This is a genomic window from Sphingobacterium sp. UBA6320, assembly GCF_002440335.1.
Taxonomy (GTDB): domain Bacteria; phylum Bacteroidota; class Bacteroidia; order Sphingobacteriales; family Sphingobacteriaceae; genus Sphingobacterium.
On sequence record NZ_DJTA01000024.1, the window covers coordinates 92,802 to 114,444 of the forward strand.

A 21,643-nucleotide genomic window follows, 5' to 3' on the forward strand; every position below is an offset into this window, starting at 1 on the left:
ATGTCCAATTGCTTTACAAAGGTCTCCTATTTTAATAGTACAAAAATTTATCTCGCTTCATTTGAGGGAATTACGTTTTAGCTCTAAAAAAACATTTTGTAGTTTCTATAATCTGCCTATATTTGCATTATCAAAAGCGAAAATAGCTCAGCTGGTAGAGCACAACCTTGCCAAGGTTGGGGTCGCGAGTTCGAATCTCGTTTTTCGCTCCACTTAATACACCTTGCCTAGGTGGTGGAACTGGTAGACACGCAGGACTTAAAATCCTGTTTCCGTTAAGGAAGTGCGGGTTCGATTCCCGCCCTAGGTACAAGAAAGCTCATCCAAAAGATGAGCTTTTCTTGTATATAACTCTTTTTAGGATGGATCATTGGTAGTACTCCTGCTAATCATTGATTTTACTTAAAATGAGAGATGCTTGTCATGATATCTAAATCTATAGATCAAAATTTCCAAAATTAAGTAAAATCGACTATCTAATCTTGCGAACCTTTTCTTAAGATGTGCTCCTAAATGTTTACCATAATTATCCGTTGGGAGATTATATCCTCGAAAATCACGTTTATAGCTTGATACTTTACCTAATTTAATTTGACATTAAAAAATAATCTGCAATATTTGAGGCGATTACATATAATTATTAAAAAATGATGGTTTCAAATTTTGATATTAGGAAAATCGCCGTATATTTGCATCACCAAAACAGAAAACAACTTGTTGACTGTTAGCAATGCGAAAATAGCTCAGCTGGTAGAGCACAACCTTGCCAAGGTTGGGGTCGCGAGTTCGAATCTCGTTTTTCGCTCCACATTAATATCACCTGCCTAGGTGGTGGAACTGGTAGACACGCAGGACTTAAAATCCTGTTTCCGTTAAGGAAGTGCGGGTTCGATTCCCGCCCTAGGTACAAGAAAGCTCATCCAAAAGATGAGCTTTTCTTGTTTTAAAAACGATCCAATTGGCGATTTCAATTTTCAACTGAAATCCAGAAAATTCAATGTCTTTTTAGAAAATTGCTATATTCGAAGTAAAATAAAGTTAGTATGCTCAATTTTTATTATAGTTTATTATTTCTTGCATTCTTAGTTCTTGTGCTATTGACTGTATTTTTATATTGGAAAATCCGCATTTTGAAACGGCAAAATGAATTACTTACTAAACAGAATCGTGATGTATATAGTATCACTCTTCCAGATGAAACAACTATTTATAAGTTAGATCCACATTTACTAAAAAATGCATTAAACGCAATTCAATCGCATGCTTATCAAAGTTATCATGCCCTCGATAAGTTATCCAATGTACTGGATTATATTCTTTATGAGACAGATGGCACATTTGTTAAATTAAAGGATGAAATTGCTTTTGCTCAAAATCTGATTGAGATCAACAAACTTAAAATCAGTCCTTTATTTGATTTGCATATTCGTAAAAAAATTAGCCCCGAAGCTGGAGATATGCTGATCGCTCCTTTTATGACTATCAATCCAATCGAAAATGCGTTTAAACATGCCGATGTCCAAAATGAAAATAGTTATATCTCTGTTGTTTTTGAAGTTGTTGAAGATTATTTTTATCTGACCGTATCTAATCGCATCCAGTCAAAACAACGTACAACGAATACTTTATGTGGTTTAGGAAACAAAACATTTATACAACGATTAAAAAGTATTTATGGTGAAGATTATAGTTTAAACACAGAGCAAAAAGAAGATATTTACACCGTAACAGTAAAAATAAAACTGTATAAGAATGATTAAATGTATATTGTTGGATGATGAACTTCCTTCACTAAGCTATCTTCAGGCTTTATGTGGAAATTTTAAGGATGTCGAAATTGTCAAAAGTTTTAATAATCCACAAAAATTTTTAGACCAGGTCGACAAGCTTGATTTTAACACATGTGTCATGGATATCCTCATGCCTAATCTTAATGGTCTCGATATTGCAAAACTCTTACCCAATAAGGCTATTATATTTTCGACCGCATATAAAGAGTTTGCGGCGGATGCATTTGATTTGCATGCTGTAGATTATTTACGTAAACCTTATCAAGCTGATCGCTTGCAAATTGCTTTTGATAAAGCGATGAAATGGATTATAGCAAATGCGGTATCCAGTGAAGATATCATTGAATTGAATAGTAATCAAGGGAAAACTCGAATCATTACTTCACAAATTGCTTACATCGAAGTCGCAGATCATGATAGAAGGGACAAGTATATAAAGATGACTGACGGACCTGATATTCTGGCAAAAAACATAAGCCTGGACGAAATCTTGATGCTCTTACCTAGTGGAAAATTCTGTCGAATCAATAGGCGAAATGTGATTGCATTAGCGACGGTATCTTCGTATACTGCACAGTATGTGATTTGTAAAATAAAGGAGCCATCTGCGATGATAAAACTTACATTATCTGCACCCTACAGGGATCATTTTATTAACAGTCTGATTGTTTAGTACATTTTTTTTATTGTTCGGTACAAAAAATACAATTTAAGTTTGTTAAGAACCTTACAGCTATTATCTTGTTGTCTACAATAGGAAAATATATGTTAAATAGTAAATACCGATCTACGTTTTTTTACCTCATTATTTTAATAATTGGGATATCACTTGGCTATTTTATTATCCATCAAGGGACGCGATTTGAACATGAAACACATGGAAATATAAACGTTCCTATACATTCTGCCTGGTCACATTTTTTAGATCACTTGCATGAAAATCTTTCCTACCCACTAGCAGTCCTCATACTACAGATCATAACCATTATTTTTGTAGCTCGAATTTTTGGTTTATTATTTAAAAAAATAGGTCAACCTTCTGTTATTGGAGAGATTGTAGCGGGTATAGCACTTGGTCCTTCTCTTTTAGGAAATTATTTTCCTGAGATATCTTCATTTCTTTTTCCAGTTAGTTCTTTAGGTAATTTGGGTGTACTTAGCCAAATAGGTCTCGTCCTTTTTATGTTTGTAGTGGGTATGGAACTTGACCTAAAAATCCTAAAAAATAAAGCTCATGATGCTATTGTGATTAGTCATGTCAGTATTATTTTTCCATTCTTGCTTGGAATGGGCTTGGCTTATGTGATCTTTCAATCGACAGCTCCCGATAACGTTTCTTTTTTGTCATATGCTTTATTTATTGGTATATCGATGAGTATTACAGCATTTCCGGTACTGGCCAGAATTGTTCAAGAAAGGGGTATGAACAAGACAAGATTGGGTTCCATGGCTATTACTTGTGCCGCGGCAGATGATATTACTGCATGGTGCCTTTTGGCAGCGGTCATAGCAGTCGTAAAAGCAGGATCTGTTATCAGTGCTGTTTACACCATTGCTTTTGCCATTGGCTACGTTTTCTTAATGGTACGATTTGTGAAACCTTTTCTGCAACGTATTGGAGATCTGCACACGACGAAGGAGCGTCTGGGAAAATCTATTGTAGGCATATTTTTCCTGACGTTACTCATTTCTTCCTGGACGACTGAAGTTATTGGTATCCACGCATTATTTGGGGCTTTTATGGCAGGTGTGATCATGCCCAATAACACGAGCTTTAGAAGTATATTTATTGAAAAAGTAGAGGATGTAGCACAAGTACTTCTTTTACCCTTATTTTTTGTATTTACGGGATTACGCACACAGATTGGATTGCTCAATGAAGCTGAACATTGGCACACATGTTTTTGGGTAGTCCTGATTGCTGTAGTGGGCAAATTTATTGGAAGTGCGCTTTCTGCAAGGTTTGTAGGACAAAATTGGCACAGTAGCCTCACCATTGGAGCTTTAATGAATACCAGAGGGTTGATGGAGTTAGTTGCGCTCAATATAGGTTATGATCTTGGCGTACTGACGGATGAAATGTTCGCCATATTGGTACTGATGGCCTTGATCACCACGTTTATGACTGGACCAGCATTAGATTTGATTAATAAATTTTTCAAACCCGAAATAGAAGATAATGCTACGCTGATATCGAAGAAAAATAAATACAACATTTTAATTTCATTTAGCAATCCAAATTCAGGTAAAATCCTACTTCGAATTGCCAATATGCTCACGAAAAAATCTAAAGAAAATAGTACCGTAACTGCGTTACACCTTTCTCTAGGGAATGAATTAAATACGTTTAATTCGATAGAATATGAAAGAGATAATTTTTCATTGTTAAACGATGAAAGTCAAAAATTAGATCAACCCTATACGCCTATTTTTAGAGGTACAGACAACATCAATGAAGATATTGCTAAAATGGCTAATGAAGAAGACTTTGACTTATTATTAACGGGAATTGGTCAATCCGTCTATGAAGGGTCTGTCCTTGGAAGTATCATTGGATTTACGAGTAAAGTGGTTAATCCTGAACGATTGTTAGGATCATTAACAGGAAAAGAAAGTCTGTTTAATCACAGTGGATTTGAAGATAAAACGACAGCACTTCTCAAATCTATTCATATTCCTTGTGGGATATTGGTCGATCGAGGTATTCCTGATGCGGTAAAAAATATACTGGTACCTATCAAAACTCTCAGTGATAGTTTCTTATTGATCTATATCCATAAACTAATCCAAAATAATGATGTAAAAGTAAGTTTCTTAGATGAAGATCAAGTGATTAAAACTTCTGTAGAACTTAAGGAAGCGATTCGATCGCTAGACTACGCAGCTCCTAATCATATCAATATCATAGATGAAGCAGATCGTAAAGATGTGGTATATTCTTCTTTTGATATTATACTGATTAGCTTCTTAGCATGGAAACAGATCTCCTTTGAAAAAGAACAATGGACAAAACAGTTACCAAGTACATTAATTTTAAAACCCTAATATTTATTGTTATGGAAAAATATATTTTTGAAACTATGCTTATCAATGATGATAAAATTCATCAATTAGAGGCGACTTTAAAGAATATCCCAAATATTGTTACCATTAATATTAAGCGACTCAGTAATGGGCTTATACTAAAATTAGAAGCTCTCAATATTCAAGCTTTTGAGATTGCATTTCAGCTCAAGCAAAATGGGTTTGCTGTTGAACGCTTGTATGAAGAATAAGAGTAGATCATATGTTTTTACACCATAAAGGAAATTTTATGTTCTAGACTTTCCTTTATGGTTTGAGTCAATTATTTGATTAGCAATTAATGGATCCTATGATCACCTTAATAACATACCTCTGAATTGCTATTTTATTGTGTACCGGTCAGCTTTTCTCGATTATTTTTATATTTTTATCGAACAATAGATGACATATGCACACAGCTCTTTATATTTTTTCTTCCATTCTGATCATTATAAGTTTTGTTCCATTAATCAGGAACGATTATTGGACATTTCGTGTTTTTGAATATCCTAGACTACAAAAGCTGGTGCTCACGATTGTATCATTAGTTCTATTAGTGATTTTGTGCGAAAAAACAACTATTTTCTACATCTATATTACGCTGCTTTCTGGTACTATTATCTATTTAACAAAGCAGATTCTCCCCTTTACTCCAATTGGAAAAAAGCAAATTTTAAGAGCTAAAAAGGATATACCTGATCAATCGATCAGTATAATGATATCCAATGTATTTGAGGATAACACCAATTATCAGGGTTGTATTGCGGAGATTAAAAAGACGGGTGCAGATGTTGTTCTTTTGCTCGAAACCAGTCATAAATGGATGGAAGAATTAAGAGAGGCTACGGATGCATATCCCTTTCGTATCGAAAAGCCAATCGACAATACCTATGGTATGCTTTTGTATTCTAAATTGGAACTAAAAGATAGTGAAGTCAAATTTTTAGTTGAAGATGATATTCCCTCAATCCACACAAAGGTAATTTTACCGAGTGGTGAGCTTGTCCAATTGTATGCAGTACACCCTACTCCACCTGTTCCAAACGAAAACCCGCGATCAACGGAAAGAGATAAAGAACTTTTAATGATTGCAGATGAAGCTGAAAAATCTGAACTACCGGTTATTGTTTGTGGGGATTTAAATGACGTTGCATGGAGCTATACGACTGAACTATTCTTAAAAACAAGTCAATTGCTAGATCCTAGAAGGGGACGTTTCTTTCTCAACACCTTCCATGCGCATCATTTTTTTATGCGTTTTCCATTGGATCATATCTTTTGCAGCACGGATTTTAAATTGAAGCGGATGAAAAGGTTGTATAACTTCAATTCGGACCACTTCCCAATTTTAACAGAATTGCAATATGAGAGATCTGCTGATATCGAACAAGAAGAAAATACACTGGATGTAGATCAAGAAGATATAGCACTGGCTAAAGAGAAAAAAGAAAAGTGCTGATCGTACAGCACTTTTTCTTCTTTATTGCAAATTATAATATTTAATACTCTATTGCTAAAATTGATCTCAGTGGGATCAACACACCACTTTTAATTTGAAGATACTTATCTGTTAAAGACCAAACTGTTGTTTCCACTCTCTTGGGACCAGCCTCTGTTTGAAAAGCGATCGTTGTCTTGGACTTGAATTCATTACCTAATCGTAAAGCCCCTTTTAGTGTTTCTAAGAACGTCTGAGTTCTATCTTCATTCGCTGCAACAATTTTGAATGAAGAGATTTGTTCTTTTTCTATCAATTCTCCGATCATACTCCTAATAATTTATAATTGACAATTTGATTAAATAAGCCATTTCATTTATAACGTTCCTAATTGTTATAACATATACTTAACCTTACTTAAATGTAAGAATTCCTAAATAAAATACCAATAGTATTTTGTTTTTAACATTTATTTTACAAATCCAGATCATCACTCGTATAATTATCCCTAAATTTGTTGAAATTTATCAAAAATGGACAATTCAACATTTGAAAAAAACTGGGAGATCAATTTTACACAATGCTATTCAAATGCTAGAATTCGCTATTCTGATCTTTCTAACTTATTGCAATTGACAGCTGGTGAGCATGCTACTATCTCTGGCTTTGGTTTTAAAGAAATGGCGAAGAATAATCAAACCTGGGTTCTAAGCCGTATCCGATTTGAAATAAGTCGTTTGCCAAAGTGGATGGATAAAGTGACTATTAAAACTTGGATTCAACGACTAGAGGGGGCTAAATCTACCCGTAATTTTGAAGTTTATGTCAACGATCAACTGTATGTGGCAGCAAGCAGTTATTGGGCTGTAATCAATACGGTGAAAAGAGGACCTGAAGAATTGGCAATCGCTCTCGGAAATTTTAAAACTTTTCCTGATCGCTTTAGTACGCAAAAACCTTTTTCAAAATTGAATTTAGCTCAGGCAGTCAAATCAATAGAAAACTATACGGTTAAAATATCGGATCTAGATATTGTCAATCACGCAAACAATGTTAAATACTTGGATTGGTGCATGGACCGATTACCCATGGAACTGGTATTAACCAATCAAATAGCTGCTATAGAAATGAATTATTTGAGAGAACTTCGCTATAATGATACGGTGGAAATTAGTGGCAATTCAACTGAATTGGGCTATTTCATGACCGTTGCTAAGCAGGAACATATATCTTTTGCTCTAGAAATTGAAACAAAATAAAAGGGGCTGTATCAAATTTGATGATACAGCCCCTTTTTATATGATGATAAAGCAAATTAACCTGCAAAAGCTTTATCGCCTTTTTTATACGGATAATTTCCATCAAACTTTCCTGGGATCTTAACATAGCGTAATGCTTTTGTTAATCCAAGTTCAGAATTAAAGTAGCCCGTTAAGGTCAATTGTTTAAACATCGTGAACCAATGTGGTGGCTTACCAGCGACCTCTCGATATAATTCATTCTGCTTAACTGCATTCTTTTCACGTTCTTCTTTTGTTTCCTCATCCTGTTTTTTATTAAACTCATTTGCTTCTTTGTCTAATAAATTCACAAAACTTGTACGTTCTTCAGCAGAAAGATCCAAAAAGTTTTTCTTCATTAACTCTTGTGCTTTTTTATCTAGGTTGTTAATTCCATCCATAAAAACAGCTTGCTGTTCGTCAGTATAACAATCTCTAATCATTACAGGAATAAAACTTCCTACCCCAGCTTCTTTTGCTCCTGGAGTTGAGGTTTTTGGTAAAATAGCTTCTGCTAAGTCTCCCAATAGATCAGTAGTCTTAGGTTCAAATAAAACTTCTACTTGTTTAGTAGCAGAGCGTGAACAACCTTCAAGAAAAAGGCTCGAGCCGATGACCACGCCTCCCATCAACATGGCTACACGCTGAATTGCTTCTCTTCTATTCATAATCAATCTCTTTTTTAATACTTAAAATGTATAATTTACTTCCCAGCCTGGACGATAATTACGTTTTACGAACTGGTTTACTTCATCAAAATTAGTCACACGCATATTATTATTATCCCATAATAGGCGTAAATTTCTTCCTGGATATTTATTATCCACTTTCAAATCAGATCCACGAATGGCTAAATTAGCCATTAGCAAGGCTTCTGTTAATGGTCCAGCGATTTCAAAAGGTGAAGACATCTGCATATTACCGTAACCAGCAATACATCCTTCTACCCATTGCGCCCAGTGACCATCAGCACCACCTTTAACACGTGCATACTTTTGTTTTGGATTGGTATAAGAAGCAGATGTTGGCAGCAATCTTGGATTTGCGGCATAGGTATCAGCTAATATTTTACCTTTGGTACCGATAAATAAAATACCATTACCGCCGTCTCCAAAAGCTTCGTTTGGTCCTAATTCTTCTGGTCTTGGTGGTTGAATTCCGCCATCCATCCAGTGCAGTTTAACATCACCTGTTGTCTTCTCGGTCTTTGGAAAAGTCATAACCGCATAACTGGACGGTGGACAACTTTCTGGGAAATATCCTCGTTTGAATTCATCAACATATACCGAGCCTACAGTTGCCTGTACATCTTTTACATATTGTAGACCATAGATACTAAATGGTGCTTCCATGTTATGGCAGCCCATATCACCTAATGCACCAGTTCCATAATCCCACCAACCTCTCCAGTTAAAAGGAATTAATTTTTCAACGTAATCTTTATTTGGCGCAGTACCTAACCAAAGGTTCCAGTCCAGTTCTTTTGGCACTTCTGCTTTTTGAGTTGGCCATTGGATTCCTTGTGGCCATACTGGACGATCAGTCCAGCAATAAATTTCTTTCAGATCGCCGATCATACCTGCATCAACCCACTCTTTCATCTGTCTCACTCCATCACCTGATGCTCCTTGATTGCCCATTTGGGTTACAACTTTATACTTTTTGGCAGCATGTGTCAATGCACGGGCTTCCCACACATCATGTGCTAATGGTTTTTGCACGTATACGTGCTTGCCCAACTGCATCGCAGCCAAAGCTACGATTGCATGCTGATGGTCTGGTGTTGACACTGAAACAGCATCGATATGTTTATGCTCTTTATCGAGCATTTCACGATAATCTTTATAAAATTTTGCTTTTGGAAATTTCTTTACTGAGTCTGCGGCACGACGTGTATCTACATCACATAAATAAGCAATATTTGCTTTTCCGCTAGCGGCAAATCGTGAAACGTCTGATCCACCCATACCACCAACCCCTACAGATGCAACATTCAACATATCGCTTGGTGCTGTAAAACCAGTACCTCCTAAAACATGACGAGGTAAAATTGTTACTCCAGCTCCAAACAAGGCTGCTTTTTTTAGAAAGTCTCTTCTTGATGAATTATTTTTTTCCATAATTTAGATTTATTGATGATTATAGATTGCCTTTTTTCAGTTCACTTACAGCAAAATCAACCGCTCGGGCTGTTAATGCCATATACGTTAATGAAGGATTGACACAGCCTGCTGATGTCATCGCTGCACCATCTGTTACAAAAACATTTAACGCGTCCCAAACCTGATTATTACCATTTAAAACAGATGTTTTAGGATCTCTACCCATACGAGCTGTTCCCATTTCGTGGATACCTTGACCAAAACCATACACATTATCGTAGGTATATGTGTCTTTAACACCAATTTTCTCCAACATCTCTTTCATCTCGTTTTGCATGTCACCGCGCATTTTCAACTCATTATCCTTGATTTCAACATCCATTGATAATACAGGAAGACCCCATTTATCTTTTTTAGTCTTGTCTAAGCTAATTTTGTTTTCATGGTATGGTAAAATCTCCCCGAAAGCGGTAAAACCTACGCTCCAATCACCAGCTTCAGTAATAGCATCTTTCCATGCGCCACCTACACTCATCTCTGCGACCTCTCCAGACCAGCGACCACGACCTGCAGCTCCTTGATAACCAAAACCACGTACATAATCACGTTTCTTTTCGTCACCGGCAACGTTCACAAAACGTGGCACATATAATCCTGTTGGTCTTCTACCAAAAACATAACTATCTAAATATCCTTCAACTGTACCACCGGCACCACAACGGAAATGGTGATCCATTACGTTATGACCCAACTCGCCACTGCTACTTCCAAGTCCGCCTTCCCAAACATCAGTAGCTGAATTCATCAAGACCCAAGTTGAGTTAAATGCAGATGCATTTACAAAGATTACTTTAGCGAAAAATTCATAGGTTTGATTTGTTTCTGCATCAATAATCTCCACTCCTTTAGCTTTCTTTGTATTCTTATCATATATGATCTTCGTGACAATAGAAAAAGGACGTAATGTCAAATTACCTGTCGCTACCGCAGCTGGTAAAGTTGCCGACTGTGTACTGAAATAAGCGCCAAAGTTACAACCTAACCAACATTGATTTTGATATTGACAGTTGATACGATTGTGATGAGGAACAGTAATATTAGCTGTTCTTCCCATAATAAAATGGCGATTACCATTATATTCTTTCTTCAAACGAGCTGCTAAATCTTTTTCCACGATATTCATCGCCATAGCTGGCATGAAATCACCGTCAGGTAAAACATCTAGACCATCACGGTTACCGCTGATACCTGCAAATTTCTCTGCATAGCTATACCAAGGTGCAATGTCTTTATAACGAATAGGCCAATCGACTCCGTGACCGTCTTTTAAATTTGCTTCGAAATCCAAATCACCAAGACGATAAGATTGTCTTCCCCACATCAATGAACGACCACCTACGTGATATCCTCTATACCAATCAAAACGTTTTGTCTCGGTATAAGGACTTTCTTGCTCATTCACCCAATAGTCTAAGTTTTTTTCATTTAAAGGATAATCTCTACTCAAAACAGGACGATCTTTGATCATTTGTTGTGTACGACCACCTGCGTGCGGAAAATCCCATGGATTTTTATTCGGCGACGGATAATCTTTCACGTGCTCAATATTACGACCACGCTCCAACATCAAGGTCTTTAAACCTTTTTCTGTCAATTCTTTTGCTGCCCATCCACCACTGATTCCTGAACCAATGACAATAGCATCATAAGTGTTATTTTCAGCCATTTTATATTTATGTTTAGTTTAGTTTTTTAATTAACTTTTATTCGGATATAACTTTATTTTCTACTTTCTCGTCTTTAAAAGCAACCAAGAAAATAATAAAAACTACGAATGCAATTCCTGCTGGAATAATCCATGTTTGTTTCCAGAAATCAGCAACATTAGCTTCTTGAAGATACGCATATTTTTCACCAATAAATCCTGCTACCCAGAATCCAATTAGCTGACCTACTCCATAAGTTGCTAATGTGATCAAACCTTGAGCTGCGCTTTTATATTTAATACCTGCCTTACTATCGGTATAAATTTGACCTGATACAAAGAAGAAATCATAACAAATACCATGTAAAGCAATACCTAATATCAACATGAAAGAAAGATCGCCGGCGTTGCCATATGCAAATAAGATATATCTTAGAGCCCAAGCAAGCATACCCACTAAAATTGTTTTCTTAAAACCAAATTTAGAAAAGAAAACAGGTAATGCTAATAAGAATAGGACTTCCGAAATCTGTCCAATAGTCATTTTGCCTGTCGGGTTTTCCATTCCAATTTGATCTAAAAACGGATTAGCATTTTGATAGTAAAATGCTAGAGGAATACAGATCAATATGGAAGAAATAAAGAAAATCAAGAAGTTACGATCTTTCAATAATTTGATTGCATCTAAACCAATAATGGATGCAAACGAAGGTTTTTGATCGGATTCAATTTTAACGGGAGGTGTTTTAGGTAAAGTGAATGAAAATAAACCTAATACTAATGATGCTACCGCTCCCATTAAAAAGGTATTTTTCAAAGCACCGGCAGAAGATGCTTCTGCTGCATCCCATTTAAATAGGTAACTGATCGATAAACCTGCCACGATCCAACCGATTGTACCCCAGATACGGATATTGGAAAATTGTTTTTCAGGATTGCTTAGTTGTCTGAAAGATACCGAATTTACCAATGATAGTGTTGGCATATACAATACCATGTAAGCCAATACATAAGGGTAAAATGATGATATTTCAGTAGCGTTATACATTTGATACATCAGAACAGCACCAACTACATGCAATACACCAAGTATACGCTCTGCATTAAAGTATCGATCGGCAATCATACCGATAATAAAAGGGGCGATAATAGCTCCTAATGATTGGGTAGAAAAGACATTCGCAATTTCAAGCGGTTGTGCTTGTAAATTTTTACTTAGGTAGGTACCCAATGTAACAAACCATGCGCCCCAGATAAAGAATTCCAGGAACATCATGAACGACAATTTAAATCTAATAGATGTAGACATTATATGTTTAGTTTATTTTAAAATAAGAGATTTTTATCAATAATTGGTTTTAATATGACAATCTAGCATAAAAAAAACAATTGTACAAATTACACTAAGAAATTATCTACTTCTCTGTATGCGTTAACCAAAGCTTCTTCTCCCACTTTGCCTCCTTTGGACATGCCGTGTTCCATGCCCACTACACCTTTAAAGCCCTTCTCATGAAGCCATTTAAAGACGTTTTTGTAGTTGATCTCACCTGTTGTAGGCTCTTTTCTACCAGGGTTATCTCCTACTTGGATATATGCGATCTCACTCCAACATTCATTCATTTTATGTATCAAGTTTCCTTCATTTTTTTGCATATGATAGGCATCATATAATAATTTACATGAAGGGCTTCCTACTCCTTTACAAATCTCGTACGTTTGATCCGAATATCTTAGGAATAGATCGGGAGTATCACTTAATGGCTCCAATACCATGGTAATACCATGAGGTTCGAATATCTCTGCTCCTCTTTTTAATGCTTCAATGACATTACCTGTCTGAACACCGATGGATAAATTGCGTTCATAGTCGCCAGGTACGACCGTTACCCATTTTGCATTTACACGTTTTGCAACTTCTACAGACTCTTTACAGCCTTTCAGAAAGATATCGATGTAATCTTGTTTTCCTGCTGCTAATGTATTGGCACCGTTCCCGCCTTTTGGAACAACAAACACACCCATACGCATACCCAAAGCCGCCAAGGTTTCACCTATTTTCTTTTGTTCGTCAATACTACGCCCCGTCATACCATTATCTTCGATACTTCGAAATCCCAACTCGTGCATATATTTGATCTCATCAACAAAACTTTTGCCTGCAGTAGCACTGAACATTCCTTGGTGGGGTGCATAATCCAAATTAAATGTGGCTCCAGCTTTATTTTTTTTCTGTTGCTGCTCTCCTGCTAAGGTGGTCAAGCTCACTGCTGAACCAGCTACCAGTAAGGTATTTTTTAAAAAATCAGATCTTTTCATAATTTCATTATGTTGCTTTTTGTAGAAAAAAATCAGAAAACCCTTTTGAGTATTTTTCTTCTATTTCTCCCCTTTCATTGTTAAATATAATATAAACTTCTAAATTCTTCCTCTTCTTTACAAAATCTAATATCTCGTCAGGTGTCAGTGCCATAAAATAATTATCTAAAGCATCGGCTTCCATAGCAGTTTTTGCATATACCGTCACACTCACTATGGGACTTGAAAACATATATCCAGTTAATGGGTTGACATGGTGGCTGATTTTCTGTTTGCCATTCATCATATATTTCTCAAAATTGCCGGCCGTGGTTAGCGCCCCAGATTTAATACATACTACCTCTGTTTGCAAATGATGATTTGAAGTTGGTCTTTCGATGCCAATTTTAAAAAAATCACCTTGCAAATTTTTGCCTTTGACACGCATTTCACCTCCCAATTCAACAATATAATTTTTGACACCTTTATTTTCAAGAAATTCAGCCAATACATCGACCGAATATCCTTGAGCGATACCATTTACATCAATACTAATGTTGGGTCTTGATTTTTTGAGATAGGGTGCTTCCCAGATCAATTTGTTCATCCCAACCGACGATAAAGTGGAAGTAATTTTATTGGAATCGGGAAAATGCTTGATTTGTGTAGTACCGAATCCCCATAACTGAACAAGAGGTGCTACAGTGATATCAAAAATACCTTTCGTGATCTGATGGTAGTAAAATGATGCTTCAACTACTTTTTGAAAGTGTCGATCCAGTTTGACAATATTTGTTTCCTGTTTATTAAACTGACTGATTGTCGACAATGGATTATAGATTGACATGGATAAATCGATCACTTTTAATATACTATCGACATCATTTTTTGAAACTTGTTCATATTGATCGAAATATGTTATGTGGTAAGAGGTGCCCTGTGCAGGCCCTGACAAGACAATTTTTTGGAGAGGTTGTACAAAATAAGAAGTTTGTTCAATTTGTGTAGCAGCGATGCCGCACAAACTGAACAAACTTATTGAGAGCAGTATCCATGATTTAAAATACATGAATGCATCCCCTTATTAAATGTATAAATTTGTATTCTGACCAGGTATTGCTACCGGATATGAACCATCTTCTTTTGGTAATACTTTTGGTAAAGCATCCCATACGTAATTTGCTGGCATAATATCAATGTCCGATTTCAATGCCGCATCCCACTTGATGACTTTTCCTGTATAGCACGCAATACGACCAATAATACCTGTTAAAGTACTGTAAGCTCCATATTCGGCATTATCAAATTTGTATTCTCCTTTTGAAATTGCCTCGAACAATTCTTTATGTTCTTGTTGATAAGGATTTGGATTTCCTTTAGGATCATGACGATAGATTTCATTTCCTTTGGCATCCCAAAGTACAGCTTGGCCATTTGCAGATAGGTATGCTCGACCTTTTGTTGCCTGGAACTGCTCATCAACTCTGTTAGTGACACCTTCAAAGTGAGCACACTGACTGTACACAACCGAATTATCGGGATACGTTAGCTCCAATGCAAAATTATCATAGATCTCTCCATACTCTTTACCTGTTCTATGTGCACGGCTACCTGTACCTTGAATACGTACGGGATATGCACCTTTTACCCAATTGGCAATATCTATATTATGTACGTGTTGCTCTACGATATGATCTCCACACAACCAGTTAAAATAATACCAGTTACGCATTTGGTAATCCATTTCTGTTTGTCCTGGTTTACGTGGTCTTACCCACACGCCACCGCTATTCCAGTACACTTGTCCTGCAACAACATCACCGATAGCACCATCATGTATTCTTTTGATCGCTTCTCGATAATTTGTTTGATATCTACGTTGAAGACCTACAACGACATTTAATTTTTTCTTTTTAGCAATTTCAGCTGCTGCTAAAACTTTACGGATGCCTGGGATATCAACAGCTACCGGCTTTTCCATGAATACATGTTTGCCCTGGCGAACTGCTTCTTCGAAATGCATCGGACGAAACCCAGGAGGAGTTGCTAAAATAACAACATCCGCTAACTTAATGGCTTCTTTGTAGGCATCAAATCCAACAAATTTATGTTGATCAGATACATCGATTTTATCTTGCCATTTATCTTTTAAAGTTTTATAAGTGCTATCCAAATTATCTTTGAAAGCATCAGCTAATGCTACAACTTTAATATTGAAACCAGAGCTTAAAGCATCAAAAGTTGCACCTGTACCGCGACCTCCACAACCGATTAATGCAACTTTAATCACATCACTTCCTGCTGCAAATGCTCCTACGATAGGCATGGAACTTAAAACTGTCCCACCTGCAATAGCTGCTGTCGTTTTTAAAAAATCACGACGTTCAAATTTTTCCATATTTTAGGTATTTAGGGTTATAATTGATATTTTAATAATCTTTAATTGGAGCTTTATCATAATAAGCCATGATCTCCTCATGTGAAGGTGGAGTAACTGGTCTTACCAACCTCATCCCCACAAATGGTGCCTCAGGAAACCACCAATTACTCTTAGGAATCTGTGGATCTAATTGCTTCCAAAAAGGATCTGATGCCAACCGAGCGGCACTTCTCAAATCCATAGGTTCGCTATCAAAAGAACCACCTCTTACACTATTTGGATATAATTTTGTAGGTACTGCAACTGGGTTGTCTGCTACTTTACCTTCAAATTGTTTATAATAATCTTCAATATATTGATCAAAAGTCCACTCAGAAACATTGCCATGCATATCGAATAAACCCCATGCATTTGGTATCTTAGTGCCGACAAGATGTGTAGATCCATCACTATTTCCTTTATGCCAAGCATATTGATCTAATTGAGATGCATCATCGCCAAAACTAAATGCTTTGTCACTTCCTGCACGACACGCATATTCCCACTCTGCTTCAGTTGGAAGTCTATAAAAAACTCCTGTACGAACATACAACCATTTACAAAATTGAATGGCATTATAATGTGTCATGGCTAAGGCAGGATGCCCTTCTTTACCCATACCAAAAGTCATGTCCAAATAAGGCTTTGTAGGACGTGTAACTGCATCAACTTCTGGTGCTATCTTGCCGTCTAAACTTTGAGTTAGTTCGTAATCCTTATACAAGAAGGGTTCAAATAAATTCCAAGTTACTTCATACTTACCAATCCAGAAAGGTGCTATTTTCACTTCATGAATAGGTTTTTCATCTGCTTTTACATTTCCGCCTTGTTTATATACTCCAGCAGGAATTGCAACCATATCAAATTTCAATTTTGTACCCTTTATTTCTTGTACATAACTTTCCACCTTTTGCTGTGCAAACGACGTACTAGAAATTCCTAACAAGATAAGAGCAAGTAAACTTTTATGCATTTTATTTTTTTCTATAAATAATTGGTCATCACCCTCCCACTAATCCAGACGTATTATTTGTCTAAGATATTAATTTGATTGTGTATTATAAACAATAAGCCTCATAACTTTTTTATTACAAAAGTTAAAAATGATAAGTGCTTAAAAAAAATAAGGCTTGTAAAACAAAGTTTCACAAGCCTTAATGTAGTACAGACGTATTTTATTACAATAAAATATTACGACTCACTTCTTTGTCTATTGTAATATAGCCCGGATAAAAAATTGACTTACCTGCAATATTGATGGAAGGTTTTATCTTAATTGTAAATAATCCCTTTTTTGTATTGGAATTAGATCCGATAAATCCTGCTAAATCACCGTTATTGATCAAGTCATAAATATTAGTATTCAATCGCACCGATGCTATTGTTGATTGTCCTGGATCTAACGATATCGACTGATTGACAATACCTTCTGCTAATTGTTTTTTCTCAAATAAGATAATATATTGAAATTGATTGATAGCAGCTTTCTTAAGAGTCGGATTCTGAATTTTCAATCGAACAACAGCATCTAACGGTATATTTTTACGCAACATCCCTAATGCTACACTTGGCAATGCTGAAAGATCAATACCATCTGATTTAACAATCTTTTGAATAGAAGTACCTGCCACACGGATACTATCTACGGATTGTATATCGTATTTGCATTTGCCTAAATTTTCAATTTGGGCTTTTTGTCTGCTAACTCCACAGCTAGTCAAGATTGCGATACTCACAAATGCGAATAACCAATTCTTTTTCAACACGTTTATCATAATTTAATTTTTCCTTCCAAATTTATAAAGAATTCCTAAGCTATTGATAGGATGACCTGCTTTTAAATAATCATTACTCATCAATCCAAAATTCATTCCTGTCATATATTGTATCTGCCAGCCACGCCCCACTTCCATACGGGTATAAAATACAGGTTCAATCAATACATTACGTTCCTTATGTGCATGTACCTGATCAATTTTAAAATCAGTCATATTCACATGGGATACTCTTAAAATTGTTCCATAATTTAATGCGCGATCTCCACCAAATAAATGTATCTTTTGTCTTTTTGTAGAAGAATAATTGACCTGAACAAATATCTTATCAAAATCCATATCTCTACTTTCAACGACAGCGGGGCCAGCGGTTGATGTTCTGGTATCCACTTCATTCACAGTTCCTATTCCATATCCAGCATATACTTCTAAAATACGATTGCGTCGCTGTCCAAAAGTAGTAAAATATCCGATGCCTAATTCGCCCATTTTTTGAGCAAAATCAGTTGGACTATCTTTTCGATCTATATAAGAACCATTTGCAATCACTCCAATATGATCTGAAACAGCGACCCCACCACTTGCAGAAACATTTCCTTTTAAATTGATATTTCCAGAAACATATACCTCACCTGCATCTTTGAACATAGGGGCTGCTGGGACATTGGGCATATACATCGAACTACAGGATGATAGTAGTAATAAGCTAACTGCTGGAATACCGTATGATAGACTTTTAAAAATCATGAACGTTTAATATTATCTATAAACTGCTTTTTACGTATAAAATTGTACCAAACTCTTATTATTGATACAAATAATTATGTTCAAGTATATTAACAAGCTCGTAATTAGGGTGAAAAACAAAAAAGGCGTTAAGTAAACTTAACGCCTTTTACAAATATTGTGTAGCAAAAACTTATGCTTGCTCTGTAGGGATTACAGAAACATAAGATTTATTGTTTGCTTTTTTGCGGAAAACTACTTTACCGTCAACTAAAGCGAACAACGTATGGTCTTTACCAATACCAACATTTAAGTCAGGATTGTGATTTGTACCACGTTGGCGAACAATAATGTTACCAGCGATAGCAGCTTGACCACCGAAGATTTTGATACCTAGACGTTTCGAATGTGACTCACGGCCGTTCTTGGAACTACCCGCACCTTTTTTATGTGCCATTTCTTATCTTAGATTAAGACTAATGTCTGATTAAAAATTCAATTATAATGTAATACCAGTGATCTGGATTTTAGTGAATTGTTGACGGTGACCGTTTTTCTTTTTGTAGCCTTTACGACGTTTTTTCTTGAAAACGATAACTTTATCACCTTTTAAATGAGACAAAATTTTAGCCGAAATTTTAGCACCAGCCACGTTCGGAGTACCGATTGTGAATTTACCACCATCTTCTGCTAACAATACATTGTCAAATTCAATACTAGCGCCTTCATCTCCTTGTAAGCGGTGCACAAAAAGAAATTGGTCTTTTGCAACCTTGAATTGCTGTCCTGCTATATTTACTATTGCGTACATTGTTAATAAATTAATTAAATGTGTTTATTGTTAATGAACGGCAAAATTAGCAATTATTATTCAATTTCTAAAATATATTACACTTTTTATTTCTTCCCCTACCAAACGGCAACACGCTTTTCTGGTGCCACATACATCTTGGCTGTTTTAGGAATCTGAAATGCTTGATAAAATGCTTCCATGTTATAGACTGGTCCATTGACTCTAAATTCTTCTGGACTATGCGGGTCTACTTTTAAGCGCATGTTCATTCTTTCATCGCTATTCTTGATGCGCCAAACTTGAGCAAAACTCAAAAAGAAACGTTGATCGGGTGTAAATCCATCTATTTTTGTTGATTCTTGACCTTGTTTTGTTTTTTTGAAAGCATCAAATGCAATGTTTAATCCTCCTATATCAGCCAGGTTTTCTCCTAATGTCAATTTTCCATTGACATGCTGATTGTCTAATAAGGTAAAACCATCATACAATGCTGCCACCTGATTGGCTTTTGTTGTGAACTTGGTCGCGTCTTCTGGAGTCCACCAATCTCTCAAATTTCCTTCTTTATCGTACTGACGACCTTGATCATCAAAACCGTGAGTCATCTCATGTCCAATCACTGCACCGATAGCACCATAGTTAATCGCATCATCTGCATTGGCATCAAAGAAAGGAAACTGTAGTATTCCTGCTGGAAATACAATTTCGTTATATGGAGGATTGTAATAGGCATTAACGGTTGGCGTTGTCATCAGCCATTCTGTTTTATCTACCGGTTTGCCCATCTTATCGATCATTTCTTTATAAGCGTGACGTGATGCTGATTGTAAATTTGCATAGTAGCTATCTTTATTGATTTCAACATCTGAATAATCTTTCCATTTATCTGGATATCCGATTTTCTTAGTAAAAGACTGCAGTTTATCAATGGCTTTTTTCTTAGTTTCAGGGGTCATCCAATCTAATTTTTCAATACGATCGCGATAAGAGATTTCAAGATTATTGACCAACTCAAGCATTCTTTTCTTGGCTTCAGGTTTAAAATATTCATCTGTAAACAATTTACCGATGACTTCACCTAAGCTTTCATCTACTGTACTCACCATTAATTTCCAACGTTCCTTTTGCTCTTTTTGACCTTGCAGGGTCTTGCCATATAATTCGAATTGAGCATTACGAAAGTCTTTGGTCAAAGCTTGAGCAGAGCTGTTCAAGAGGTCTGCTTTCAACTTCATTTTCCATGTATCCAATGACTCCGATTTCAACAAATTATTTAGAGCAACATAAAACTTAGGTTGTTGCACCAATAATGTGTCTGTTTTTATCGATAATCTTCCTAAAATATCATTCCAATTGAGGTTTGGAGTTTGCTTTTGAAATGTAGCCACAGCTACTTTATTATAATTTTTAATGGGATCTCGTAATTCAACAGGACTGATATGCGATTTAGCAATAGCAGTTTCTATTTTCAAAACAGACTCGGCATTCACTTTGGCTGTTGCCTGCTGACCTGCTAATGTAAATAACTTGGTGAGGTAACTCGTATATGCTTCACGGATCTTCTTAGCCTTATCATCTTGATCTAGGTAATAGCTAGCTTCAGGAAGATTAAGACCACCTTGAACAAAGGTAGCTGCATTTTTATTGCTCATACGCTCGTCTGCAGCAATATAGAAGGAAAATAGATCTCCATTTCCTTCTTTAAAACCATCAGCGCTGTAAGCAATAAGTTCATCAATAGATTTTAACCCATCAATTTTTTTCAATTGATCTTCAATAGGTTTAATGCCAAGCCTTTCAATCGTGATTGTATCCATCCCGCTGGTATAGAAATCTCCAACTTTCTGTTGATCAGTCCCTTTTTTACTATTAGACTGTGCCGCTTTTTCCAATATACCATGAAGCTTTTGTAGATTTTCATCGTTAAGGGTATAAAATGATCCCCAACCTGATTCTGAGGGTGGTATAACGGTCTTTTTTAACCATTGCCCGTTGGCATACATAAAGAAGTTATCGCCTGGATGTACTGTGGTGTCCATGCCTGATACATCTAAAAACACTGTTCGATCTGCTTGTTTTTGATCTGAACTTTTATTGGATTGGCAGCCAAATGCTAAAGCAGCAATTGGCAATATTGCCCATAATTTTTTATTGACCATAATTTTCTAATTTCAAACACCTTAAGTAAAGGTAGTTTTTTTATTAATGCGGAAATAACACTTTTTGCTGAAATTTGTTTTGGAAAATAGAATTA

20 protein-coding genes and 4 tRNA genes are annotated in these 21,643 nt (G+C 36.0%); 10 read left to right on the forward strand and 14 right to left on the reverse strand.

From position 1 onward, the window contains the following. Positions 1 to 136 precede the first annotated feature (136 nt). The 9 genes from B3P23_RS16195 (at position 137) to B3P23_RS16235 (ending at position 6,312) form a co-directional block, all read left to right on the forward strand. Positions 137 to 212, forward strand: a tRNA-Gly gene (locus tag B3P23_RS16195). A 13-nt stretch (positions 213 to 225) separates the two neighbouring features. Next, positions 226 to 310 (forward strand) — tRNA-Leu (locus B3P23_RS16200). A 422-nt stretch (positions 311 to 732) separates the two neighbouring features. Then, positions 733 to 808, forward strand: a tRNA-Gly gene (locus B3P23_RS16205). Positions 809 to 822: 14 nt separating this feature from the next. Next, positions 823 to 907 (forward strand) — tRNA-Leu (locus B3P23_RS16210). A gap of 136 nt (positions 908 to 1,043) precedes the next feature. Continuing rightward, entirely contained in the window at positions 1,044 to 1,760 is a 717-nt protein-coding gene (locus B3P23_RS16215; protein WP_293928083.1) for a sensor histidine kinase, read from the forward strand. After that, positions 1,753 to 2,463, forward strand: a complete 711-nt coding sequence (locus B3P23_RS16220) for a LytR/AlgR family response regulator transcription factor (protein ID WP_045753491.1) — start codon at positions 1,753 to 1,755, stop codon at positions 2,461 to 2,463. The genes B3P23_RS16215 and B3P23_RS16220 overlap by 8 nt, the downstream gene beginning before the upstream one ends. A gap of 92 nt (positions 2,464 to 2,555) precedes the next feature. Further along, entirely contained in the window at positions 2,556 to 4,835 is a 2,280-nt protein-coding gene (locus B3P23_RS16225; RefSeq protein ID WP_293928086.1) for a cation:proton antiporter, read from the forward strand. Positions 4,836 to 4,846: 11 nt separating this feature from the next. Continuing rightward, entirely contained in the window at positions 4,847 to 5,065 is a 219-nt protein-coding gene (locus B3P23_RS16230) for a hypothetical protein (protein WP_248754529.1), read from the forward strand. 197 nt (positions 5,066 to 5,262) lie between these two features. Then, the gene (locus tag B3P23_RS16235) at positions 5,263 to 6,312 is read left to right on the forward strand and encodes an endonuclease/exonuclease/phosphatase family protein (RefSeq protein ID WP_293928091.1); all 1,050 of its coding nucleotides are present in this window, start codon (positions 5,263 to 5,265) and stop codon (positions 6,310 to 6,312) included. Positions 6,313 to 6,352: 40 nt separating this feature from the next. Here B3P23_RS16235 and B3P23_RS16240 read toward each other — a convergent pair whose 3' ends face one another. Beyond that, on the reverse strand, positions 6,353 to 6,619 hold the full coding sequence (locus B3P23_RS16240; protein WP_045753487.1) for a hypothetical protein: 267 nt from the start codon (positions 6,617 to 6,619) through the stop codon (positions 6,353 to 6,355). Positions 6,620 to 6,824: 205 nt separating this feature from the next. On the opposite strand from B3P23_RS16240, the gene B3P23_RS16245 reads away from it, so the two are divergent. Continuing rightward, positions 6,825 to 7,550: an acyl-[acyl-carrier-protein] thioesterase gene (locus B3P23_RS16245; protein WP_293928094.1), complete on the forward strand. Its 726-nt coding sequence runs from the start codon at positions 6,825 to 6,827 to the stop codon at positions 7,548 to 7,550. 56 nt (positions 7,551 to 7,606) lie between these two features. On the opposite strand, the gene B3P23_RS16250 is transcribed toward B3P23_RS16245, so the two are convergent. From B3P23_RS16250 to B3P23_RS16310, 13 genes are all read right to left on the reverse strand, one after another. Further along, a complete protein-coding gene (locus B3P23_RS16250) occupies positions 7,607 to 8,239 on the reverse strand; it encodes a gluconate 2-dehydrogenase subunit 3 family protein (RefSeq protein ID WP_293928097.1) in 633 nt (210 codons plus the stop codon). A 21-nt stretch (positions 8,240 to 8,260) separates the two neighbouring features. Then, positions 8,261 to 9,691 carry a Gfo/Idh/MocA family protein gene (locus B3P23_RS16255; protein ID WP_293928100.1) on the reverse strand — a complete coding sequence of 477 codons (1,431 nt, stop codon included), beginning with the start codon at positions 9,689 to 9,691 and terminating at the stop codon, positions 8,261 to 8,263. A gap of 19 nt (positions 9,692 to 9,710) precedes the next feature. Further along, positions 9,711 to 11,399 carry a GMC oxidoreductase gene (locus tag B3P23_RS16260; protein WP_045753483.1) on the reverse strand — a complete coding sequence of 563 codons (1,689 nt, stop codon included), beginning with the start codon at positions 11,397 to 11,399 and terminating at the stop codon, positions 9,711 to 9,713. A gap of 37 nt (positions 11,400 to 11,436) precedes the next feature. Further along, the gene (locus tag B3P23_RS16265; RefSeq protein WP_045753482.1) at positions 11,437 to 12,687 is read right to left on the reverse strand and encodes a nucleoside permease; all 1,251 of its coding nucleotides are present in this window, start codon (positions 12,685 to 12,687) and stop codon (positions 11,437 to 11,439) included. 89 nt (positions 12,688 to 12,776) lie between these two features. Beyond that, positions 12,777 to 13,697, reverse strand: a complete 921-nt coding sequence (locus B3P23_RS16270; protein WP_248754531.1) for a hydroxypyruvate isomerase family protein — start codon at positions 13,695 to 13,697, stop codon at positions 12,777 to 12,779. A 7-nt stretch (positions 13,698 to 13,704) separates the two neighbouring features. After that, positions 13,705 to 14,745 (reverse strand): FAD:protein FMN transferase, encoded by a 1,041-nt coding sequence (locus B3P23_RS16275; protein ID WP_248754532.1) that lies wholly within the window; start codon positions 14,743 to 14,745, stop codon positions 13,705 to 13,707. 15 nt (positions 14,746 to 14,760) lie between these two features. Further along, entirely contained in the window at positions 14,761 to 16,074 is a 1,314-nt protein-coding gene (locus B3P23_RS16280) for a Gfo/Idh/MocA family oxidoreductase (protein ID WP_293928109.1), read from the reverse strand. Positions 16,075 to 16,105: 31 nt separating this feature from the next. After that, positions 16,106 to 17,068 (reverse strand): formylglycine-generating enzyme family protein, encoded by a 963-nt coding sequence (locus tag B3P23_RS16285; RefSeq protein ID WP_293928111.1) that lies wholly within the window; start codon positions 17,066 to 17,068, stop codon positions 16,106 to 16,108. Between the two features lie 205 nt (positions 17,069 to 17,273). Further along, positions 17,274 to 17,870 (reverse strand): hypothetical protein, encoded by a 597-nt coding sequence (locus B3P23_RS16290; protein WP_052627545.1) that lies wholly within the window; start codon positions 17,868 to 17,870, stop codon positions 17,274 to 17,276. 3 nt (positions 17,871 to 17,873) lie between these two features. Beyond that, the gene (locus tag B3P23_RS16295; RefSeq protein ID WP_248754533.1) at positions 17,874 to 18,617 is read right to left on the reverse strand and encodes a hypothetical protein; all 744 of its coding nucleotides are present in this window, start codon (positions 18,615 to 18,617) and stop codon (positions 17,874 to 17,876) included. A gap of 172 nt (positions 18,618 to 18,789) precedes the next feature. Then, positions 18,790 to 19,053, reverse strand: coding sequence for a 50S ribosomal protein L27 (gene rpmA, locus B3P23_RS16300; protein WP_045753477.1), 264 nt, complete (start codon positions 19,051 to 19,053; stop codon positions 18,790 to 18,792). A gap of 42 nt (positions 19,054 to 19,095) precedes the next feature. Continuing rightward, complete coding sequence (rplU, locus tag B3P23_RS16305; protein ID WP_045753476.1) at positions 19,096 to 19,407, reverse strand: 50S ribosomal protein L21; 312 nt, start codon at positions 19,405 to 19,407, stop codon at positions 19,096 to 19,098. Between the two features lie 98 nt (positions 19,408 to 19,505). Beyond that, entirely contained in the window at positions 19,506 to 21,548 is a 2,043-nt protein-coding gene (locus B3P23_RS16310) for a M13 family metallopeptidase (RefSeq protein WP_293928117.1), read from the reverse strand. Positions 21,549 to 21,643 lie beyond the last annotated feature (95 nt).